Source organism: Candidatus Magnetaquiglobus chichijimensis (assembly GCF_045865675.1).
Taxonomy (GTDB): Bacteria; Pseudomonadota; Magnetococcia; order Magnetococcales; family Magnetaquicoccaceae; genus Magnetaquiglobus; species Magnetaquiglobus chichijimensis.
In genome coordinates, this window is record NZ_BAAFGK010000002.1 from 174,456 (window position 1) to 195,215 (window position 20,760).

Consider the following 20,760-nt stretch of genomic DNA (forward strand, 5'->3'; position numbering starts at 1 on the left):
TGGTGGCGTGGGATCGTTCTCTTGTTCGCGATGTTGATCATCCCGCCGCTTTGGGCTGGAGCGGGCATTGAGGAGCGTGAATTTGCCGGCATGCCGTTCGTGCATCTGTCGGGTGGCTGTTTCTGGATGGGGAGTCCGGTGGGGGAGGCGGGACGGGATATCGACGAGGGTCCGCGACACGAGGTGTGTCTGGACGGCTTCTGGATCGGACGGCATGAGGTGACCCAGGGGGAGTGGCTGCGGGTGATGGGCAACAATCCGGCCCACTTCGGCGTGAGTGAACACCATCCCGTGGAACGGGTGAGCTGGGTGGATGTCCAGAAGTATATCCTCAGGCTCAACGAATCGGGCGAGGGGGGATTCCGGTTGCCGACCGAGGCGGAGTGGGAGTATGCCGCGCGTGCCGGCACGGAGTCGCCGTTTGCGTTCGGTGCCAGCCTGGACGCCGGGAAACAGGCCAATTTCCGCGATCAAACCCTGCTCCATCCCGAGGGGATCTTTCGCCGCACCACCACCCCGGTGGAGCGGTTTCCCCCCAATGGTTGGGGTTTGTTCGACATGCACGGCAATGTGACGGAGTGGGTTGCGGATTGGTATCTGGTTGATTTTTATTCAAAGTCATCGCCTCGTCAAAAAAATCCCATCTGCAACGACAGTTCGAGCGGCCTGCGTGTGTTGCGCGGCGGGTCGTGGTACGACAAGGCGGTTAATCTGCGTGCCGCGGATCGCGGCTGGAGCACCCCGGACAACCGGCATGTGAGCATCGGCCTGCGCCTGGCACGCTCGGAGTGATCCGGACCGCGTGGGATATCGATCCGGGAAACGGGTTGCGTTTTGGGGCGTATGAGAGTAGCATTATTGCGATGCGGTAATCTCGGGCTGTGTTTTTGGCCTGGCACGCCCCCGATGGCATGCCAGGGGGTGGGTCAGGGGGGGGATCCCCATCGTGTACGTTATCCAACCTTCGAAAAAATCCTCGCAGCGCAAGGGATCGACAACAGTGAAAAAACGGATGATCTATTTCTTCGGTAACGGCGAAGCGGATGGCAAGGTCACCATGAAACCCATTCTGGGTGGCAAGGGTGCCAATCTCGCCGAGATGTCCAGAATCGGTATTCCGGTCCCGGCGGGGTTTACCATCAGTACCGAGGTGTGTACCTATTTTTTCCATCATGACGGCGCCTATCCGGAGAAATTGCGCGAGCAGGTGGACAAAATGCTCGCCAAGGTGGGCAAGGCCATGGGCAACCGTTTCGGCGACGCCAAGAATCCCTTGCTGCTGTCGGTTCGTTCCGGCGCGCGGGTCTCCATGCCGGGCATGATGGATACGGTATTGAATCTGGGTCTGAATTCGGAGACCCTGCAAGGACTGTTGAAACAGTCTGGAGACGAGCGGTTCGTGTATGACTGCTACCGCCGTTTCATCCACATGTACTCCAATGTCGTGCTCGACCTGCCCCATGAGCGGTTCGAGGAGGCGTTGACCCACATGAAGAAGAGCCTCGGCAAGCAGCAGGATATGGAGGTCACCGCCGAGGAGTGGAAAGGACTGGCCGAGCAGTACAAGGCCGTGGTGCTGGAAGAGACCGGCAAACCCTTCCCCGAGGATCCTCTCGAACAGTTGTGGGGGGCCATCGGCGCGGTGTTCCACTCCTGGAACTCCGACCGGGCCAACACCTACCGTCGGCTCAACAACATCCCGCATGACTGGGGCACGGCGGTCAACGTTCAGGCCATGGTTTTCGGCAACATGGGCATGGACAGCGCCACCGGCGTGGCCTTCACCCGCGATCCGGCCACCGGCGACAACCGTTTCTTTGGCGAGTTTCTCATCAATGCCCAGGGCGAGGATGTGGTTGCCGGCATCCGCACTCCCCAGGAGATCACCCTGGATGGAAAAAATCGCGCCAAGTCCCCGCATCTGGCCATGGAAGAGGTGATGCCCGAGCTGTACCAGGAGTTGGTCACGGTCTACAAGAGACTCGAGGGGCATTTCCGCGACATGCAGGATCTGGAGTTCACCATCCAGAAGGGCAAGCTCTGGCTGCTCCAGACCCGCAACGGCAAGCGTACCGTGCAGGCGGCGTTGCGCATCGCCCTGGACATGGTGAAGGAGGGGTTGATCAGCCAGCGCGAGGCGATTTTGCGCGTCAAGCCCGAGGATCTCAATCAACTGCTCCATCCGATGCTGGATGGCAAGGTGGCGCGCAACGTCATCGCCACCGGCGTGCCCGCCTCGCCGGGCGGCGCGGTGGGCGAGGTGGTTTTCACCCCCGAGGATGCGGTGCAGTGGGTCGCGGAGGGGCACAAGGTGATCCTGATGCGCGAGGAGACCAGCCCGGAGGATATCCACGGCATGCACGCCGCCCAGGGGATCGTCACCGCCCGTGGTGGCGCCACCTCGCATGCCGCCGTGGTGGCCCGCGGCATGGGGCGTCCCTGCGTCTCCGGCTGTCATGATCTGGAGATCGATCAGAAATCCCAGACCTGCACGGTCAAGGGACAGGTGATCAAGAAGGGTGATTGGATCACCATCGACGGGGATCAGGGGCAGGTGATTCTGGGTCGCATTCCGATGATCGAGCCGCAACTGACCGGTGATTTCGACAAGTTCATGAAAATGGCCGACACGGTGCGTCACCTCAAGGTGCGCGCCAATGCCGACACCCCCGTCGATGCCGAGAACGCGGTTCGTTTCGGCGCCGAGGGGATCGGTCTGTGTCGCACCGAGCACATGTTCTTCAAGGACAATCGCATCCTGGCGGTGCGCGAGATGATCCTGGCCCACGACGAGGCCGGGCGTCGTGCCGCCCTCGACAAGATCATGCCGATGCAGCGTTCCGACTTCGAGGAGATTTTCCGCGTCATGAAGGGGCGTCCGGTAACGATCCGTCTGCTCGATCCCCCGTTGCACGAGTTTTTGCCTCACGAGGTCAAGGAACAGACCGATGTCGCCCAGGTGATGGGGGTCGAACTCAAGGAGATTCAGGCGCGCGTGGGGGCGCTCAAGGAGTTCAACCCCATGCTCGGCCATCGCGGTTGCCGGTTGGGCATCACCTTCCCGGAGATCTACGAGATGCAGGTTCGGGCCATCATGGAGGCGGCTTGCAATCTGGTCAAGAACGAGGGGTTTGCCATTATTCCGGAGATCATGATCCCGTTGGTGGGTCTGCCCCAGGAGTTGAAGTTCCTCAAGGAGCGCACCTTGAAGGTGTGCGCCGAGGTGATGGAGGCTTCCGGCGTGAAGATCGACTATCTGGTGGGCACCATGATCGAGTTGCCGCGTGCGGCGTTGGTGGCGGATGTGTTGGCCGAGGATGCGGAGTTCTTCTCGTTCGGTACCAACGATCTGACCCAGACCACCCTGGGCATCTCCCGTGACGATGCCACGCCGTTCATCACCGCCTATCTCGAGAAGGGGTTGGTGGCTGTGGATCCGTTCGTGTCGTTGGATCAGAGCGGTGTGGGTCAGTTGGTCGAGATGGGGGTCAAGAAGGGGCGTGCTGTGCGCAAGTCCATCAAGGTGGGGGTGTGTGGCGAGCATGGCGGGGATCCGGCTTCGATCGGGTTTTTCGAGAACGTGGGGTTGGATTATGTCTCCTGTTCGCCGTTCCGGGTGCCGGTGGCGCGGTTGGCCGCGGCCCAGGCGGTGATTGCGCGGTAATCCCTGTCGCAGGGGACGGGGGACCGAAGGTCCCCGGGGCGGAGGTCCGGAGGCAGAGCCTCCGGGACTTTGCTTTTGAATTTGTCTTGCTGCTTTTGAATGTGTCTTTAGCTTTTGGCGCGCTCTTTATAAAAAAGCGATTTTCACGCCCTTTGTGAAAATCGCTTGCGCGCAGCCTTGGTTTTGTTTGATGTTTTGCGGTTTTTGCAAAACATCAAACAACAGCATCGCCAGAACAGGCCGCCGAATCTGGGTTCTGACAGGTCATGCGCCCCTGCCATGAACGTCGGGAGCGCATGAGACCGCGCGAACGGCAAAAGACAAGATCGAAAGTCAAAGTCGTGGGGCGCCGCCCAACCCCCCGCCGGGGACCTTCGGCCCCCGGTCCCCCGTAAACGTTTTTTTCCCCGTAACGGTTTTGCCGCCACCGGGAGAGCGGATTTGAGTACCTTCGAATACACCGCCCTCGATGGCCGGGGCCGCACCAGAAAAGGGGTCGAGGAGGGGGATTCCCCCCGCGAGGTGCGCGATCGCCTGCGCGAACAAGGCTTGACCCCCCTCACCCTGCAAGAGATCCACAAGGGGAACACGCACCCCCAATCCAGCCTGTTCTCACCCACGCGCGGCATCGGCGGCGCGGAGTTGACCCTGGCCACCCGTCAACTGGCCACGCTTTTGAAGGCCGCGCTGCCGGTCGAAGAGGCGCTGAATACCGTTTCCCAACAGACCGATCACAAGAAATTGCGCGTCATCCTGCTCGCCGTGCGCGCCCGCGTGCTCGAAGGCCGCTCCCTGGCCACGGCACTCGATGACTATCCCGACCTTTTCAACGATCTCTATCGCGAAACCATCGCCGCAGGCGAAAGCTCCGGACAACTCGACCAGGTGCTGGAACGACTCGCCAATCACCTGGAAAAAAGTCGCAAACTCAAATCCGGCGTGGGCCTGGCCTTGATCTATCCGGCGGTGGTGGTGTTTTTCTCCCTGCTGGTGGCCGGAGCGCTGGTCACCTACGTGGTGCCGGAGGTGACACGGGTGTTCGAGGATTTCGGCCAGGATCTGCCCCCCCTGACCCGGGGTCTGATCGCCCTGTCGGAGTTTTTGCGCCATTACGGCGCCTGGCTGCTCGTCGGCCTGTTCGCTGCGGTGGTGGCCATGCGCGCCCTGCTGCGTCGCGAGGGACCGAAACGGGCCTGGCATCGGCTCCATCTGCGCCTGCCGATCGTCGCCGCCCTGACGCGGGGCATCCATACCGCCCGGTTTGCCCGCACGCTGGGGATTCTCACCGGCAGTGGGGTGCCGATCCTGGAAGGGCTGCGCATCGCGGCACGCGGGGTGGGGAACCTGCCGATGCGCGAGGCGGTGAATCGCGCCGCCGAACGGGTGCGAGAGGGGGGAACGGTCCATCAGGCGCTGGCGGAAAGCCGCATCTTCTCCCCGTTGGTGGTCCACCTGATCGCCAGCGGCGAGGCGAGCGGCAATCTGGCCAACATGCTCGATCGCGCCGCCGAGGCCCAGGAACAGGAGGTGGAGAGCCTGGTGGGGGTGCTGACCGGCATGCTCGAACCGTTGTTGATTTTTCTGATGGGCGGTATGGTGTTGACCATCGTGGTGGCGATCCTGCTGCCGATATTCAATCTGAACCAGTTGATCCAGTGAGGTTTAAGGCGATGAGAAAAGGAACGAGCCACACGAGGCGTCCCGGAGATGCCGGTTTCACCCTGATCGAGATCATGGTGGTGGTGGTGATCCTGGCGGTGCTGGCCACGCTGGTGGCCCCCAAGATCATGAGCCGTCCGGGCGAGGCGCGCCTGGTGAAGGCCAAACAGGATATCCTGGCCCTGGAGGCGGCCCTGAACCTCTACAAACTGGACAATCATATCTACCCCACCACGGATCAAGGGCTCGATGCCCTGGTGAAAAAACCGACCCAGGAGCCGCTCCCGCCGAACTGGCGTGAGGGGGGGTATCTGGCGCGTCCGCCCAAGGATCCGTGGGGACGGGCCTATCTGTATCTGAGACCCGGCGCGCATGGCGAGTTCGATCTTTATACCCTGGGCGCGGACGGCGTGGAGGGGGGCGAGGATGTGAACGCGGATATCGGCAACTGGAATCTGGAGGGTGGACAGCGTGAGCCGGGGCGGCGTTGAGCGCGGTTTCACGTTGCTGGAGATCCTGGTCGTTCTGCTGATCATCGGTGTGATGATGGGCATGGTGGTGCTGTCGGTCTCCCCGCGCGATGCCGGCAAGGTGGCGCGCGAGGAGTTGGGGCGGCTCAAGGGGATGCTGGAGCTGGCCTCGCGCGAGGCGGTGCTGGAGGCGCGCGAGTGGGGGATGCGTTTTGGCAAGGATGGCTACGAATTCCTGGTTCAGGATGAGAAGAGAAAATGGCAGCCTCCACCTGCGGGGGAGAGAGTCTTGCAGGCGCGGACTCTGCCCGAGGGGTGGCGGATCGAATGGAACGTGGAGGGCGAGAAACAGGAGAAGGGGGTCAAACCCGAGGATCCGCCCCAGATTTTGATCACCTCGGATGGCGAGATGACCCCGTTCGAGCTGGAGGTCGAGGTCGAGAAACGACGCGGCGTGCTGGAGCGCTATCGGTTGAGCGCCGGGGTGACCGGTCGGGTGCGCGTCGAGAAGGTGGAGCGGCCATGAACGCACGGGGGTTTTCGTTGCTGGAGACCGTGGCGGCATTGGCGGTGCTGGCTGTGGCGCTGGCGGCGTCGATGCGGGTGGTGGGGGAGCATGCCCGCAATGCGGCCTATTTGAAGGAGCGCACGTTGGCCCACTGGGTGGCGATGAACCAGGCCACCGAGTGGCGTTTGCGCCACGAATGGCCCGAGCCCGGCATGAAACAGGGGTTGGAGCGGATGGCGGACCGGGATTGGCATTGGCGGGTGCTGATCTCCACCACTCAGGAGGAGACGGTGCGTCGCCTGGAGGTGCTGGTGCGCACCGAGGAGGGGGAGACGACTCAACCCCTGGCACGGCTGGAGTCCTATCTGGCCAGGCCCGAGGAGGTCAGGAAGTAGGGAATGGATGTTGCCGCACCCACCCCGTTGGTCTGATGCATACCGTTTTCGATACTCCCATCCCTTGTCCGCACCCATGAATTCATCGCGCAAACAACACGGCTTCACCCTTCTGGAATTGCTGGCGGCCCTCGCGGTGTTCGCGGTGATGGCGACGTTGGCCTATGGGGGGCTGGGATCGCTGGTGCAGACCCGTCAGGAGTCCATGAAGCGCAGCGAGGAGTTGGCGGCGCTGCGGAGTTTTTTTCTGCTTTTCGCCCGCGATGTGGAACAGAGCCTGCCGCGTGGCATCATCGACGGCACGCGCACGGCGCGCGCGCCGTTCATCGGCAACGACGGGGCGGAACGGTTTCTGGAGTTGACGCGCGGAGGACGCCCCAATCCGCGTGGTCTGGCGCGCAGCTCCATGGAACGGGTCGAATACGCCCTGGAGGAGGGGAAGATTCTCCGGCGCGCCTGGCCGGCGCTTGACCGGGTGCAAGAGGAGATCCCCAAGGGTGAGGTGGTGCTGGAAGAGGTGGTGGAGGTCGAAATTCGATTTTCAGGCGCGGATGGCAAATGGCGCGGCACCTGGCCCTCACCCCCTCCCCAGCCCGGCCAGCCCGGCCAGCCCGGCCAGCCCGGCCAGCCCGGCGGTCCCCAGGGACAGACCTCGACCGCGCTTCAGGAGACGCCGCCTCCGCCGGCGGTGGAGATCGTGGTGCTCAAGAAGGGGTGGGGCAGGATTCGCCGGGTGTTCGAGATTGCGGGAGGGGCGGGATGAGTCCGGGGGCGCACCTGTTTTGCCGGGTCGAGGCGGCACGGACCGAAGCGCCGGGATGGCGGGCCGGGATCCGGCAGACGATGGACGTTCGCGCGCCGGGATGGCGGGCCGGGATCCGGCAGACGGTGGATGCGCGCGCGGGGGGGCGCGGAGCGGCGCTGTTGACCGCGCTGTTGATCGTCTCCGTGGCTGTGGCGCTCGCCACGTCGTTGTTGTCCGCGCAGCATCTGGAGATTCGCGCCAGCGCCAATCTGTTGGATCGGGATCGGGGCATGCAGTTTGCGCTCGGCGGCGAGGCGTGGGCCATGGGGATCTTGAACCGCGACGCGGCGGATAGCCAATACGACCACCTTAACGAGACCTGGGCCGGGACGCCACCCCCGGTGCCGGTGACCGGCGGTTCGGCGACCGGACGGATCATCGATCTGCACGGGCGGTTCAATCTCAACAACCTGTTGCTGGATGGCAAACAGAGTCCGAACGATTGGGCCCGTTTCGAACGGCTGCTCAAGGTGGTCGGCCTCGAGCCGCGGGTGGCCTTCGCGGTGATGGACTGGATCGATCCGGATGGTCTGGTGAGCGGACCGGGTGGGGCCGAGGAGGAGACCTATCTGGGCAGGCGACCGCCCTATCGTCCGGCCAACCGTTTTTTTGTCAGCACCAGCGAGTTGCGGCTGGTGGCGGGGTTCAACGAGGAGATGACCACCCGTCTGCTGCCGTTCGTGACCGCCCTGCCGGAGCGGACCGAGATCAACATCAACACCGCGCCGATCGAGCTGCTCATGACCCTGGTCGAGAACATGACCCGCGCCGAGGCGCAGGTGTTCGACGACAAACGGCGTCGGGAGAATGGTTACAAAAGTGTGAGCGCGCTTCTGGAAGAGCCGTCCCTCAAGGGCAAGGGGGTGTTGTCTGCGGGTTTGACCGTCAATTCCCGTTATTTTCTGGTGGAGAGCGAGGTGACGCTGGGCCGGGGGCGGACGTTGCTTTCCAGCGTGTTGCTGCGCGGCGGTGGTCACGCCAAGGTGGTGCGCCGTACCCGCGAGGGAGGGTGAGGGTCTCTCCCCAGGGGCAGGAGCGCCGCCGTGCGTTGGATCCGGTTTGACGGTCAGAACGCCGCCATCAGGCGCAGCAGAATGGTTCGACCCGGTGCGTAGGGATTGGTGGTGGTGGGGGTTTGCGGCGGCTCGGCGATGAACTCCCGATAGTTCCGGTCGAACAGATTGGCAAGCTCCAGGGAGAGGCCGAGGTTCTTGGCGGGTTGATAGCCGCCGTACAGATCCATGGTGGCGTAAGAGCCCATGGGGCCGGTCGAATCCTGACCGGTTCCGGTGACCGCCGAGCTGTCCGTGGCCCGTTTGGCGCCCACCCAGCGCAGTCGCGCGCCGGCATTCCAGAGCGTTTCGCTGCCGAACAGATCCACGAACAGATTGGCCTCCAGCGGGGGCACCTGATACAGAGGGTGGCGATCGGTGAGGTCGCGACCATGCTGGCCGACGAGATGCAACCGCAACGCGAGCCAGTCGAGCGCGTTGTGACGCAGATCCGCCGTCACGCCGGTCAACACCGCATCCATGTTGCGATAGATGAATCCCCCGTCGTTGGCGATCGTGCCCGATTGACCGCGCGCATGGTCGAGGAGGATGAAATCCTGGATGTGGTCCGCGAAACCGGAGAGCGTTATCTGGGTGGATCCGGAGGTTCCTCCTCGGCCATGGCGCTTGTAGCCGTTTTGGTGGAGTCTGGCGCCGATCTCGACCTTGTGATGTTTCTCCGCCTCCAGTTCCGGGTTGCCGATCTGCAACAGGACGCCGGTTCCGGTGTTGGCGTAATAGAGTTCGGGCAGTTCCGGCAGACGGACGGCACGACGCAGATCGAAAAAGAGCGTGCTCTCTGGCGCCACGTCGTATTCCAGTTTCAGCCGCGCGCCGATCTCGTGGAACGACTGGTCGGTGTCGCCGGTGAATCCGTAATACTTTCGATAGAGATCGCGCGGGGTGAGGTTGTAGACCACGCCGGCGGGTCCGGGCACGTTCGGGCGGGTATTTGCTTGGGCGATTTCGGTGCGTCGCAGATCGGAACGGATGGCCGCCTCGATCCGCGCGGGGGAGGCTTGCCATTGATGCCCCACCTCGAGCGCCAACTGATCGGCCTGGGCGTCGGGAACCCGGATCGCGGTGATCTGGTTGGGACCGTACTCCCGCGCCAGTCGGTCGGCATCGTAGCGCTCCCGCGATCCCTCCAGCGTGAGCCAGCTCCCACCCGGCGCGGTCAGGCGCGAGGAGAGGAACAGGGTGCGGATTTGTGCGTCCAGGGCGATCCAGGTGTTGATCCTCGGACGCAGGGAGTGGTTGTCCGCGTCGATTTCGACCTCGGTCCAGGTGGCCTTGAGATCCAGACGGTTGAAGAGCCCTTCCAGGGGGATGGCCTCCCCGGAGATCGCCAGGTACATGCGTTCCAGACCTGGGGCGTCCAGGTTGTAGTGGGGAACCTTGCCGTCCGTGAACTGATCCCGGACGGCGATCATTTTGATTTGCGACGGTTTGTCCAGGTTGAATCGGGCGATCAGGTACTCGGAGTCCCGTTTCAGGCCGGTCTGGACCCGTTGGTCCGAAGGGGTTGTGTAGCTGTGCTGCCACTCGTGACGCACGGCGGTGACCAGGGTGAGATCCTGCCAGGCCGCCTGAAGGCGGGTCGCAGCGATGCGCGTGCCCGCCAGTCCGGTTTGGCCGGAAACGGTCAGCGGCAGGTTGACCGCGCTGGTCTCCTCCAGGGCTGGAAGCCAGGGCTCGGCGGCGGGATGGGAAAAGGTGACGGTGCCGGGCGCGGTCAACACCTTGGAAAAGGGGATGACGTCGGGAAAATCCTGCGAGCCGTGCCGCTTGAGCGTCTTGGGCAGAGCCAGGGAGTACTCTTCGCCGTGACCGGTCTGGGAAACGGTGAGCAGGGACAGAAGGGAGAGTGTGCACCAGGGCAGCCGGATCGAGGGTCGTCGGGCTGGTCGGGTGGAACGCACCGCTGGCGAAAGGCGACTCATGTGGGTTGGTTTGGCGCGCAACTCCGGGATGTCGCATGGCTGGGTACCTGAAGCCAAGGACTCCGGATCGGATTTTGGTGGTCTGTATTCAGAAGCAGGAACGAGCATGGAACGATCTATAGGGGAATTCTCGGCTCAGGTCAATGCCAGGGCATGCGCATGGACGGATGCGCGGGCGTCCGAGAGGGGGCGCCGCGTCGCCCTGTCGGTGCATCGCGATCGTTTCGCTTGACAGGCGTGGGGGAAAGGCTTTAATCTTTCAGGGTCTCAAGGGGAGTAGTCGCCTTTCCGCAACGGGAAGGGCATGCGTCAACATGCTTGTGTCGGGTTCCAAACCGACCATGGCGCATGCGGTCGCCTCCGGCTGTCAAGTCAGCCGTGGGGTGAACATGGCGAGACCTTGGATGTGGCGATACGTCTGGCTGGGGGCTGGGCGAGTCTCGCCCCATTCCAAGGTTCGACCATCGCCCGCCCCCCTGTTTCCATCCCATGTATCCATCTCGTGATTCCCCACGCCCGCTCCTGGACCGCGCGTTTTGTCGCGCGCGTTCCATTCTTGAATCCCGGCTCTCCTTCGGTGGGAGTCTCCGGGACCGTTGTGCTTCCGATCTTCAATCCTGTCCCGAAACCACCTTATCAGGAGAATGCAAAGATGTCTGAAGTTGAAACGGCATCCCAAATGGGCATGCTGACCACGATTTTCACGTCGTTCGGGTTGATCTTTCTGGCGGAGTTGGGCGACAAGACCCAGCTGGTCTGCATGACCCTGGCGGCCAAGCACCGTCCCAGGCCGGTCTTGTTCGGGGCCATCGCCGCCTTTATCGTGTTGAACGTTCTGGCCGTGGTTTTTGGGGCGGGTCTGGCCAAGCTCGTGCCGGAGAGGATTCTGGCGGGACTGGTCGGGGTTCTGTTCGGCGTGTTCGGCATTCTGTCGCTGCGGGCCAAAAGCGACGAGGGCGAGGACGAGTCGGTGGAGGAGAAATCCGGGCATGGGATCTTTGTCACCACCTTTTTGATGATCTTTCTGGCGGAGATGGGGGACAAGACCCAGTTGTCGGTGGCGGGACTGGCCAGCACCTTGCCGTTGGTTCCGGTCTGGATCGGTTCGACACTGGCGCTGTCCGCCTCTTCGCTGATGGGCGTGGTGGCGGGGCGCACCCTGTTGACCCGCATCCCCTTGCATCGCCTGCATCAGATCAGCGGGGTGTTCTTTTTGATCCTTGCCGCCTTGGCCTTCTACGAGGCGTTGGGGTGAGCCGGTTTGCCGGCAGTCGTCGTCACGGCGGCGCTGGTGGGATCGGGGAGGTCGGCGCGGTATCGGAACGTCAGAACGACTGGGTTTCGATGCCGTGGATCTTGATGCGGTAGGCGATCTGGCGCGGGGTCATGCCGAGCAGGCGAGCGGCCTTGGCCTTGACCCAGCCGCTTTTGCGCAGGGCGTGCAGCACCCGTTCCCGTTCATCCACCTCGCCGGGGGAGGGGTCCCCGATCTCCCCCCCCTTCAGGGACGGGGGCGGCAGGGGGCTCTCCCGAGTCAGGCTCGCGGGCGCGGTCAGGGAGAGATCGATCTGAATGAAATCCGGGGTGACGGTGGTGCCTGGACAGATCACCGCCGCCCGCTCCAGACAGTTCTCCAACTCGCGCACGTTGCCCGGCCATTCGTGACGCACCAGCAGCCGCAGGGCGGCATCGGTGAGGATCAGCCGTCGTCCCTGGCGCTTGGAGATGCGCGCCATCAGGAAACGGGCGATGTCCGGGATGTCCTCCCGGCGTGCCCGCAGGGGCGGCAGAACGATGGTCATCACGTTCAGCCGGTAGTAGAGATCGCGCCGGAAGGTGCCGCGCAGCACCGCCTCTTCCAGATGACGGTGGGTCGCGGCGATGATGCGCACATCCACCTTGATGGTGTGCTCGCCGCCGACCCGTTCGAACTCCCCTTCCTGCATCACGCGCAACAGTTTGGCCTGGAACACCGGCGAGATCTCGCCGAGTTCGTCCAGAAAGAGCGTGCCGCCGTGGGCGAGTTCGAAGCGTCCCTTGCGGGTGGAAAGGGCGCCGGTGAAGGCCCCTTTCTCGTGTCCGAAGAGTTCCGACTCGAGCAGGTTGTCGGAGAGGGCCGCGCAGTTGAGCTTGACGAACGGGTGGCGCGCGCGCGGTGAATGATAATGGATGGCGTGGGCGATCAACTCCTTGCCGGTGCCGGACTCGCCGCGGATCAGCACCGTGGTGTCCCAGCGCGACACCAGACGGGTCTGCTCGAAGATCTGCCGCATGGCGTCCGAGCGCCCGATCATGTTGTCGAAACCGTAGCGGTTGCGCACCTCGCGCAGCAATTGATCGCGATGATCGGCCAGTTCGCGCTTCTCCTCGGCCACCTTGCGCGCCAAAAGGATGCTCTGCACCAGCAGATGGGCCACCATCTCCAGAAACGCGACATACTGCAACAGCCGGTCTCCATCCATCCAACCCGGCTGGGCCGCCAGCACCCCGACCAGTTCGTGATCCCCGACGCGAATCGGCACGCCGATGAAGGGAAGACGGCGGTCCAGGCGTCCGGACTTGTTGAGAAAACGGGGTTCGTCGCCGGCGCGCGGGATCATCACCGTGCGTCCAGCGGTCAGGATCATGCCGAGCACCCCTTCGCCAGGGCGATAGCGGACGGTATCTTCGCTCAGGGGGTCCATGCCGTCGGGATGGGCGGCGTGGATCGCCAGGGCGCCGGAGATCGGATCGACCAGGGTGATGACCGCGCTGCGCAGATGGGCGTGACGATGCAGTTCCGCCACCACGGCGCGCATGGTGCGTCCGGGGTCCGGCGACTGGTGCAACGCCTGACTGACATGGAACAGGGTGCGCATGAAGATGGTGTTCACCGGAGTGTCCGTCAGGATGTGATCCTCGGTCACGGGTTCCAACATTTTCATGTTGAGCTTCCTTGGTGTGTTGCGGATATCATGAGATCAGAAGCCTGATCTGCGCAAAAGTTCGACATGACAGATGTGACATGATTCCAGCTAGCAATGGTTGTGCCGCGATTTTTTTGTTTTTATTATCCGTTGTTTACACGATAAATAAACAAAAATCTGGGATGAGAGGCAAAAAAATGCATAAGAATTACTCACAATTTTATCAGCTCTGCATGCCAAATCCGAATATTTGATTAAATTTTAGACTGTCATGGGCGGATGTCAGGCCGGTCCGTGGGATCGAAACGGCCCGGCAACGGGTCTGCCGCACGGTTGAGTGAAAACAGGCTTGACAGGGATCCTCCTTATGCTGTATAAATCATTTTTTGTCTGCGTCAGCTTCTTGGCATTTCCTTTCGTCTGTCCCTGTCGCTCCATTCCATCCGAACACCTCGTGTTTCCCAGCCATTAAGGGTCTTTTGTGTCCGAATTCAATCAGTTGAACCTCGTTTCCTCCCTGCGGACCGCCATCCAGCAAGCCGGTTTTCAAGCACCCACCCCCATTCAATCCCAGGCCATTCCCCATCTGCTGGACGGGCATGACCTTCTGGGGATCGCCCAGACCGGAACCGGCAAGACAGCCGCTTTCGTTCTGCCGATTCTCAACCGTCTGATCAGTCAACCCCGGCGTCCCCGAGCGGGCGAGACCACGGTCCTGATCCTCACCCCGACCCGCGAGTTGGCCTCCCAGATCGGCGCCACCATCGAAGCCTTTTCCGCCACGCTGCCGATCCGGCACACGGTGATCTTCGGCGGGGTGGGGCAATATCTCCAGGCCAAGGCGATGTCCAGGGGGGTTCACATCCTGGTGGCCACGCCGGGCCGTCTGCTGGATCTGATCAATCAGGGGATCGTGCGTCTTGCCAGCTTGCAGGTTTTCGTGCTCGACGAGGCGGACCGCATGCTCGACATGGGGTTCATCCACGACATCCGCCGCGTCATCGCCCTGCTGCCCGCAGACCGCCAGACCCTGCTTTTTTCGGCCACCATGCCCCCCGAGGTGGAGGAGTTGACCAAGGGAATCCTGCGCGATCCGGTGCGGGTCGAGGTGACGCCCCAATCCACCACGGTGGAGAAGGTCGATCAGAAGGTGCTGTTCGTGAACAAGGAGAACAAACGGGCGCTGTTGAAAAAGATTCTGGAACAGCAGGATATCCAGCGCGCCCTGGTTTTCACCCGCACCAAGCACGGCGCGGATCGGGTCACCGAGCATCTGGAAAAGAACGCCATTCCGGCCATGGCCATTCACGGCAACAAGTCGCAGAGTGCGCGGGAGAAGTCTTTGGAGTTGTTCAGGAATGGCGAGGTGCGCGTGCTGGTGGCCACCGACATCGCCGCCCGTGGCATCGACGTGGCCCACATCAGCCATGTGATCAACTTCGATCTGCCCAACGAGCCGGAGAGCTACGTGCATCGCATCGGGCGTACGGCGCGTGCCGGCAACGACGGCCAGGCTATTTCCTTCTGCGATGCCAGCGAGAGCCCCTATCTGCGCGATATCGAACGGATCATCCGTCAGAAGGTGCCGGTGGATCGCGATCACCGCTACCACTGCGAGATCGCGGCGGGGATGTTCCCGGAACCGCAGCGTGGCCCTTCTTCCGCCAGGCGTCAGGCGCCCACCCCCACCCGGAGCGCCGCGCCCGCCAAGGGGCGTCGTCCGCCGCCGGTGGTGGCCAGGCATGCCGAGCAGACCGCCCGTCCCCAGGGACAGCGCAACAAGGCCCCCAGGGTTTCCGGGGGCTGAATGATCCGGTTGGGCCGAAGCGCCGTCCGCTCTGGTGGCGGCGTCGGCCTTTCGGGATGGGCGTGACCGGCGGCCAACCCGGCCTTCAGGACGGGGCCCGCTCGCCGGCGCTCCGTTCGCCGGCGGACCCCCTGGACAAAGAGATCAACGCATGCAGGGTGCGCAGCTCCTCGGGCAGGGGGGTGCGTTTCAAACGCATGGCGAAGCGGCGCAGATGGGGCAGCAGCGCATCGGCCTCGCTGGCGGTGATGGCGATGCCCAGCCGCGAGTAGGCCCAACGCACCCCATGCCGCCCCGAGTGCTTGCCGAGCACCAGCTGGTGCTCGCGTCCCACCAGATGGGGATCCAGCCCCTGGTAGTTGAGCGGATCCTTGAGCAGTCCATCGACGTGAATCCCGGATTCGTGCGAAAAAACCCGCTCCCCGACCACGCTTTTGAGCGGTGAGACCGGCATGCCCGAGGCCCGCTCCACCAGCTTGGAGACTGCGGGAAACCGCTTGAGATCGATGCCGGTCTCCAGGCCGTGCAGACGGGAGAGGGCGGTGACCACCTCTTCCAACGGGGCGTTGCCGGCCCGTTCCCCCAGACCGTTCACCGTGGTGTTGACAATCGTCGCCCCGGCCTGGATCGCGGCCAGGGTGTTGGCGGTGGCCAGCCCCAGATCGTCGTGGGCATGCATCTCCAGATCGATGTCCACCCCGGCGCGCAACCGTTTGATCCGTTCGTACAGACCAAACGGCTCCAGGATGCCCAGGGTGTCGGCAAAACGGAACCGCTCGGCCCCGGCCTGTTGCGCCGCCTCGGCCACCTGGAGCAGAAAATCCCCGTCCGCCCGCGAGGCATCCTCCCCCCCGACGCAGACCGACAGCCCCTCGTCGCGGGCGAATGCCACGCAACGCCGCAACCGATCCAACAGCCAGCTCCGATCCCGGTTAAGCTTGTGGCGGATCTGCTGATCCGAGACCGGCAACGACAGATCCACCATCTCCACGCCCAGGCCGCGACAGGCGCGGATCTCCTCCTCGCGCATCCGACACCAGACCAGCAGACGCGCCGAAAGATCCGCCCGCGCCAGATGACGGATCCCCTCGCGCTCCTCGGCGCCCATGGCGGGAATGCCGATCTCCAGCTCCGGCACCCCCATGCCATCCAGCGCACGGGCGATGGCCAGCCGCTCATCCAGGGTGAAGGCCACGCCAGCGCTCTGTTCCCCATCCCGCAGGGTGGTGTCGTCGATGATCACGGTGGGTCTGTTCATGGCCTCTCCTCCTGGCATCCCGGCTTCCATCCGGCGGTCATGGCGACCGCCGTTCCGATCACGCGGCCATCGGCAGGGCCGCATGGGTGTGGCACTTCTTGGGACAGACCCGCGCGCAGGCCGCGCAGCCGATGCAGTCATCCCCGTCGTGAATCACCATCACCTTGTGGGGATCGTCCGAAAAGCCATCCCCCTCGTCATCGTCGTCGTCCGCCACCATCTCCCGATCCACCAGATCGAACACCTGACGCGGACACACCTTGAAACAGCGGCCACAGCCGATGCACCGCTTGCCGTTCAACGCGGTGACATAGGTCGGCGTCCAACTCCGTCCACCCCGGGTGGTTCCCGTCATCACGGCTTGCAACATGGTTCGTCTCCCTTGTCGTGTTTCGAACCCGATCTCACAGCCCGGCCACCACGCCGTGATCGCCGATGCGTTGGAGGGCCACGGCCAGCAGTTTGTCCGCCTCGTCCTTCATGCGCGACAGATCCGCGAATCCGAAGCGGTGCACATCGCGCAACACCCGATCCAGGGCAACCAGCTTGCCCACCACGATCATCATCACCCCGAACCCCTCGTGATTCATGTCGAGCAGGGGACGGGCCATCAGACCGCACTCCTTTTCGATCAGCACCGCGATGGCGTTGTAGAAACAGCGCAACCGCGCCATGGTGGCGTGGGAGGGATCCCCGATCACCGGGATTTCGCGCCGTTTTTCCGGCGACAACAGAAACGGTTCGAGCATCTTGCGCATCGAGGTTCCCTCCGACACCCCGCCATGGGACAACAACTGTCGGCGCATCTCCTGGAAAAAGTCCGTGGCCAGCAGGCGCTCTTCTTCGTCCAGGCCGTTTTCATCCATGTTTTTCATGATTTCTCTCCGGATAGTCTGTTGATGGATACAAGAATCCCTACTCATCCCAACCCGCGGCCAGCATGGCCTCGTAGCGGTTCTCCACCGACGGGGCGACCCCGCCGCGCGGCAGCAACCGTCCGCGCAACACGGGATCGGCCAGACGGGTGAGCAGATCCTGCACGGCGCGGCCCTCCTCGACCACCACGGCGGTGATGCCCGCCCCGGCCAGGCGGCGTCGCGCCGACTCGCCCACGGCCACGCAAAAGAGCGCCCGGCACCCCTGCAACGCCTCCACGCGACGGGCGATCCGCGTTTCGTGCTCCTCCTGGCCATCCACGTTCCGTTCCGCGATGAAACGATCGCCATCGGGGTGGATATCGTGCAGCAGGAAGCGGCTGGCCGTGCCGAAATGGGCATCGACCCGCAACCCGTCGCCGCTGGCGAAGGCGACGGTCAGGGTGGAATCAAGGGTATTGGAGGGTGCCATCATCGTTCGAGGCTCCTTTGTCGAGTTCCGAGCGTCGCGGTCCGGTCAGGCTTGGTGGAATGCCGTGGGGCTGGTGGGCGAGCAGCAGGTTGGCCAACTCGAACAGGGTATCGCGCGCCCCGCGATATCCGACCCGCACCCGGCGGAATTCGCCCAACCGGTCGAAGATCGGATAGCCGGCCCGATGCAGCGGAATCTTGAGACGCCGGGCGCTCTCTTCCAGGGGGGATCCGCCGATCAGAAGCTGTGCGGCGCGCTCCCCGGCCAGTCGCTCCAGATCGTCCAGATCCCCCACCATCCAGCTTTCGTCCGCCGTCATCTGCCCGTCGCGGGGCCACTCCGGCACCACGCAGGCCACGCTCACCGCCCCCATCTCGGCCAGCAGTTGCCGGAATCCCAGCAACAGTTCCGCTTCGCCGGCCAGGGCCACCCGTTTGAGACCCAGATAAAAATGGGTGTCGAGCATGGCGTCGAGCAGTTGCCGGCGCCACCGTTCGATGCGCGCCATGCCCCACCCGTCGCAAAAGGGGATGAGTTCGGAAACCAGGCGATCGCAGGCATCCAGCCCCATCAGGTGATCGAAGCGCAACACCGGCATGGGACAGCGCGACTGCAACAGTTCGGCGGCGGGAAACAGGGGATGACCGATCACCAGCGTGGCCCGTGCCCGATGGAGCATGTTGAAGAAGGTGAGCGGCGTGCCCCCGGAGGTCAACGCGCCGTGGCTCCCGTCGGCCAGATGACCATCCAGCGACGCCGCGAGATCGGGCAGAAACACCGCCTGCAACCCCAACGCCTCCAGCAGCTCGGCGATCTCCTCCAGATCTCCCGGCGTGAGGGTGGACGAGGCCAGCACATTGACCATCGGCAGGGTCTGGTCCGCCTGCCACGGCCTGGCCTCGACCAGCTGGTCGATCATGGCCATGACCGCCGCCGCGTGGCCGTCGCTCATGGAGCCCGCGAAATCGGGTGCCTGCACCGGAATGACCGGGATCTGCCGCCACTGGGGGTAATCGGCGCGGAACTGCTTGATCGCCCGGTTCAGATCGCTGCCCGGCAGGGCGGTCAGACCGGTGGAGACCACGCCGATCAACGCCGGATGGTGTTTGGCGGCCACGGTATCGAGGGCCTCGATGAGGTTGTCGTCCCCTCCCATGACGGTGCTGGTTTGATCCATGGCCGTGGTCTGGATGGCGATCGGCTCGCGGAAGTGGCGCACGAACATCACCTTGGTGAAGGCGCTGCACCCTTGCGAGCCGTGCAGGATCGGCATGGCGCCGGCCATCCCCTGGAACGCCAGCACCGCGCCCACCGTGGGGCTGGATTTCAGGGGTCGGACGGTCAAGGGTTTTCGTTTGCGGATCGGACCGTTCATGACTGCCTCCAGGGGGGCGGACGGCGAACCCGCTCCCAAATTGGGTTATGGAGCGTGACGACCATCTGCCGTGCCAGCTCCACCAGTCCGGCATAGCCGGCGTAGGCGTGTTCACGCTCCTGGTTGATGTCCAGAAACGGCAGGCGGGCCTTGAGGGCGGTGAACATGTTGCGACCTCCGGCCATGAAGAGGTCGGCCCGTTCGGCCTGGAAGATCTCCAGCATGCGCGCCGGATTGCCCTCTTCGATGAGCACCGCCTCGTCGCCCATCAACTCCTGGATCCGCGCCCGGTCCTGCTGGGTGGATTTTTTCACCCCAGTGGCCACCACGGTCATGCCCAGGTCCTGCAACGCCGACACCACGGACCAGGATTTGACCCCCCCGGTGTACAAAAGCACCCGCTTGCCGTGCAACAACGGCAGCCAGGGTGCCAGTCGTGTTTCGAGGAGCGCCTCTTCGCGGGCGATCACCGCTTCCACCCGTTCGGTCAGGCCGGGATCGTCGAGCAGGGCGGCGAAGTGGCGCAGCGCCGCCGAGGTGTCGCGTCGTCCATAGAAGCTTCCTTCGAACCAGGGGATGCCGTAACGGGATTTCAGCCCTCGAGCCACGTTCAGCAGCGCCTTGGAGCAGACCACCATGGTCGCCTCGGCGCGGTGCATGGCCGCCACCTCGGCATAACGGGCGTCGCCGGCCAGGGTGCAGCGCACCCACAGTCCCACCTCGTCGAGCAATGGGGCCACATGCCAGAACTCGCCGGCGATGTTGAACTCGCCGACCAGGTTGATCGCATGCCAGGTGATGCCGGGTCGTTCCGGCATGGGTTCGGGTTCGCGGGTGCCGATCACCTGTTTGAGCAGGGTTTCGCCGGCGATGCGGTTGCCGAGATTCTTGGTGCCGTAGAAGCCCGCCGCGTCCACCGGGATCACCGGCATCCCGAAGGATGCGGTCGCCGCCCGGCACACCCCTTCGAGATCCTCGCCGGTCAGGGCGGGCACGCAGGTTTGATAGACGAATATGGCCGCCGGTTTCCATCGTTCCGCGGTGGTGCGCAGTGCGAAGAGCAGTTTTTTCTCTCCGCGTCCCATGATGATCTCCAGCTCGCTCAGATCGGTGGTCAAGCCGAGGCGGTGCAGCTCCGGGCCGGAAGAGAGGGCGCCGCGTCCGTTCCAGGAACTGCCCGCGCAGCCGATCGGACCATGCACCAGGTGGGCGGCGTCGCTGATGGGGAACAGGGTGATCTGTGCGCCGTCGAAACTGCATCCACCGGCGGTGGCGCCGGGTTTCAGGCGGGCGCAGGTGGATTTCTCCGGGGTGTTGTGCTCGCATGCCGGTTCGTCCAGCAGCGCGGCGATGTCGGCTTGTCGCATGGTGTGGATGCTCCTCGGTGCGGGTTCGAGTGGCTTTCGACAAACAAGGAGCGCAATGGCTGTGCCATCGTTAACCATTTGTTTTATATGATTGTTGAGTGACGGAGGCGTGTCTCGAACCCTACCTTGTCCAACAACGTGGTCCGGTTTGAGACAAAAAGCACACAAAATGTCGTGAAAAACCGGGAGGTATTTTGATAAACT

18 protein-coding genes are annotated in these 20,760 nt (G+C 63.6%); 10 read left to right on the forward strand and 8 right to left on the reverse strand.

What is annotated here, in order from left to right; all coding sequences use genetic code 11:
- Positions 1 to 30: 30 nt before the first annotated feature.
- The 8 genes from ACOY6C_RS02775 to gspK all read left to right on the forward strand — a co-directional run bounded on the left by ACOY6C_RS02775 (position 31) and on the right by gspK (position 8,514).
- A complete protein-coding gene (locus tag ACOY6C_RS02775; RefSeq protein ID WP_420904251.1) occupies positions 31 to 792 on the forward strand; it encodes a formylglycine-generating enzyme family protein in 762 nt (253 codons plus the stop codon).
- A 220-nt stretch (positions 793 to 1,012) separates the two neighbouring features.
- Entirely contained in the window at positions 1,013 to 3,664 is a 2,652-nt protein-coding gene (gene ppdK / locus ACOY6C_RS02780; protein ID WP_420904252.1) for a pyruvate, phosphate dikinase, read from the forward strand.
- A gap of 441 nt (positions 3,665 to 4,105) precedes the next feature.
- The gene (gene gspF / locus ACOY6C_RS02785) at positions 4,106 to 5,323 is read left to right on the forward strand and encodes a type II secretion system inner membrane protein GspF (RefSeq protein ID WP_420903955.1); all 1,218 of its coding nucleotides are present in this window, start codon (positions 4,106 to 4,108) and stop codon (positions 5,321 to 5,323) included.
- Between the two features lie 11 nt (positions 5,324 to 5,334).
- Entirely contained in the window at positions 5,335 to 5,814 is a 480-nt protein-coding gene (gene gspG / locus ACOY6C_RS02790) for a type II secretion system major pseudopilin GspG (RefSeq protein WP_420903956.1), read from the forward strand.
- Positions 5,786 to 6,319 carry a type II secretion system minor pseudopilin GspH gene (gspH, locus tag ACOY6C_RS02795; protein ID WP_420903957.1) on the forward strand — a complete coding sequence of 178 codons (534 nt, stop codon included), beginning with the start codon at positions 5,786 to 5,788 and terminating at the stop codon, positions 6,317 to 6,319. Before gspG ends, gspH begins: the two co-directional genes overlap by 29 nt.
- A complete protein-coding gene (gene gspI, locus ACOY6C_RS02800; protein ID WP_420903958.1) occupies positions 6,316 to 6,696 on the forward strand; it encodes a type II secretion system minor pseudopilin GspI in 381 nt (126 codons plus the stop codon). Before gspH ends, gspI begins: the two co-directional genes overlap by 4 nt.
- A gap of 76 nt (positions 6,697 to 6,772) precedes the next feature.
- Positions 6,773 to 7,459, forward strand: coding sequence for a type II secretion system minor pseudopilin GspJ (gene gspJ, locus ACOY6C_RS02805; RefSeq protein WP_420903959.1), 687 nt, complete (start codon positions 6,773 to 6,775; stop codon positions 7,457 to 7,459).
- Positions 7,456 to 8,514: a type II secretion system minor pseudopilin GspK gene (gspK, locus tag ACOY6C_RS02810; RefSeq protein ID WP_420903960.1), complete on the forward strand. Its 1,059-nt coding sequence runs from the start codon at positions 7,456 to 7,458 to the stop codon at positions 8,512 to 8,514. Before gspJ ends, gspK begins: the two co-directional genes overlap by 4 nt.
- 53 nt (positions 8,515 to 8,567) lie before the next feature.
- Here the strand turns inward: gspK and ACOY6C_RS02815 are convergent, their stop codons facing one another.
- Entirely contained in the window at positions 8,568 to 10,553 is a 1,986-nt protein-coding gene (locus ACOY6C_RS02815) for a TonB-dependent receptor domain-containing protein (RefSeq protein WP_420903961.1), read from the reverse strand.
- Positions 10,554 to 11,148: 595 nt separating this feature from the next.
- Between ACOY6C_RS02815 and ACOY6C_RS02820 the strand changes: the two genes are divergently transcribed.
- Complete coding sequence (locus ACOY6C_RS02820; protein ID WP_420903962.1) at positions 11,149 to 11,751, forward strand: TMEM165/GDT1 family protein; 603 nt, start codon at positions 11,149 to 11,151, stop codon at positions 11,749 to 11,751.
- Positions 11,752 to 11,821: 70 nt separating this feature from the next.
- Here ACOY6C_RS02820 and nifA read toward each other — a convergent pair whose 3' ends face one another.
- Positions 11,822 to 13,420, reverse strand: a complete 1,599-nt coding sequence (gene nifA, locus ACOY6C_RS02825) for a nif-specific transcriptional activator NifA (protein WP_420903963.1) — start codon at positions 13,418 to 13,420, stop codon at positions 11,822 to 11,824.
- A 463-nt stretch (positions 13,421 to 13,883) separates the two neighbouring features.
- Between nifA and ACOY6C_RS02830 the strand changes: the two genes are divergently transcribed.
- Positions 13,884 to 15,209, forward strand: a complete 1,326-nt coding sequence (locus ACOY6C_RS02830; RefSeq protein ID WP_420903964.1) for a DEAD/DEAH box helicase — start codon at positions 13,884 to 13,886, stop codon at positions 15,207 to 15,209.
- 85 nt (positions 15,210 to 15,294) lie between these two features.
- On the opposite strand, the gene nifV is transcribed toward ACOY6C_RS02830, so the two are convergent.
- From nifV to nifE, 6 genes are read right to left on the reverse strand one after another with little or no spacing between them, the layout of a single operon-like run.
- Positions 15,295 to 16,467: a homocitrate synthase gene (gene nifV, locus ACOY6C_RS02835; protein WP_420903965.1), complete on the reverse strand. Its 1,173-nt coding sequence runs from the start codon at positions 16,465 to 16,467 to the stop codon at positions 15,295 to 15,297.
- Positions 16,468 to 16,525: 58 nt separating this feature from the next.
- Complete coding sequence (gene fdxB / locus ACOY6C_RS02840; protein WP_420903966.1) at positions 16,526 to 16,837, reverse strand: ferredoxin III, nif-specific; 312 nt, start codon at positions 16,835 to 16,837, stop codon at positions 16,526 to 16,528.
- 34 nt (positions 16,838 to 16,871) lie between these two features.
- Positions 16,872 to 17,342 carry a NifX-associated nitrogen fixation protein gene (locus ACOY6C_RS02845; protein WP_420903967.1) on the reverse strand — a complete coding sequence of 157 codons (471 nt, stop codon included), beginning with the start codon at positions 17,340 to 17,342 and terminating at the stop codon, positions 16,872 to 16,874.
- Positions 17,343 to 17,382: 40 nt separating this feature from the next.
- On the reverse strand, positions 17,383 to 17,817 hold the full coding sequence (locus ACOY6C_RS02850; protein ID WP_420903968.1) for a NifB/NifX family molybdenum-iron cluster-binding protein: 435 nt from the start codon (positions 17,815 to 17,817) through the stop codon (positions 17,383 to 17,385).
- Complete coding sequence (gene nifN, locus ACOY6C_RS02855; RefSeq protein ID WP_420903969.1) at positions 17,792 to 19,189, reverse strand: nitrogenase iron-molybdenum cofactor biosynthesis protein NifN; 1,398 nt, start codon at positions 19,187 to 19,189, stop codon at positions 17,792 to 17,794. Before nifN ends, ACOY6C_RS02850 begins: the two co-directional genes overlap by 26 nt.
- Positions 19,186 to 20,556, reverse strand: a complete 1,371-nt coding sequence (gene nifE / locus ACOY6C_RS02860; RefSeq protein ID WP_420903970.1) for a nitrogenase iron-molybdenum cofactor biosynthesis protein NifE — start codon at positions 20,554 to 20,556, stop codon at positions 19,186 to 19,188. The genes nifN and nifE overlap by 4 nt, the downstream gene beginning before the upstream one ends.
- Positions 20,557 to 20,760 lie beyond the last annotated feature (204 nt).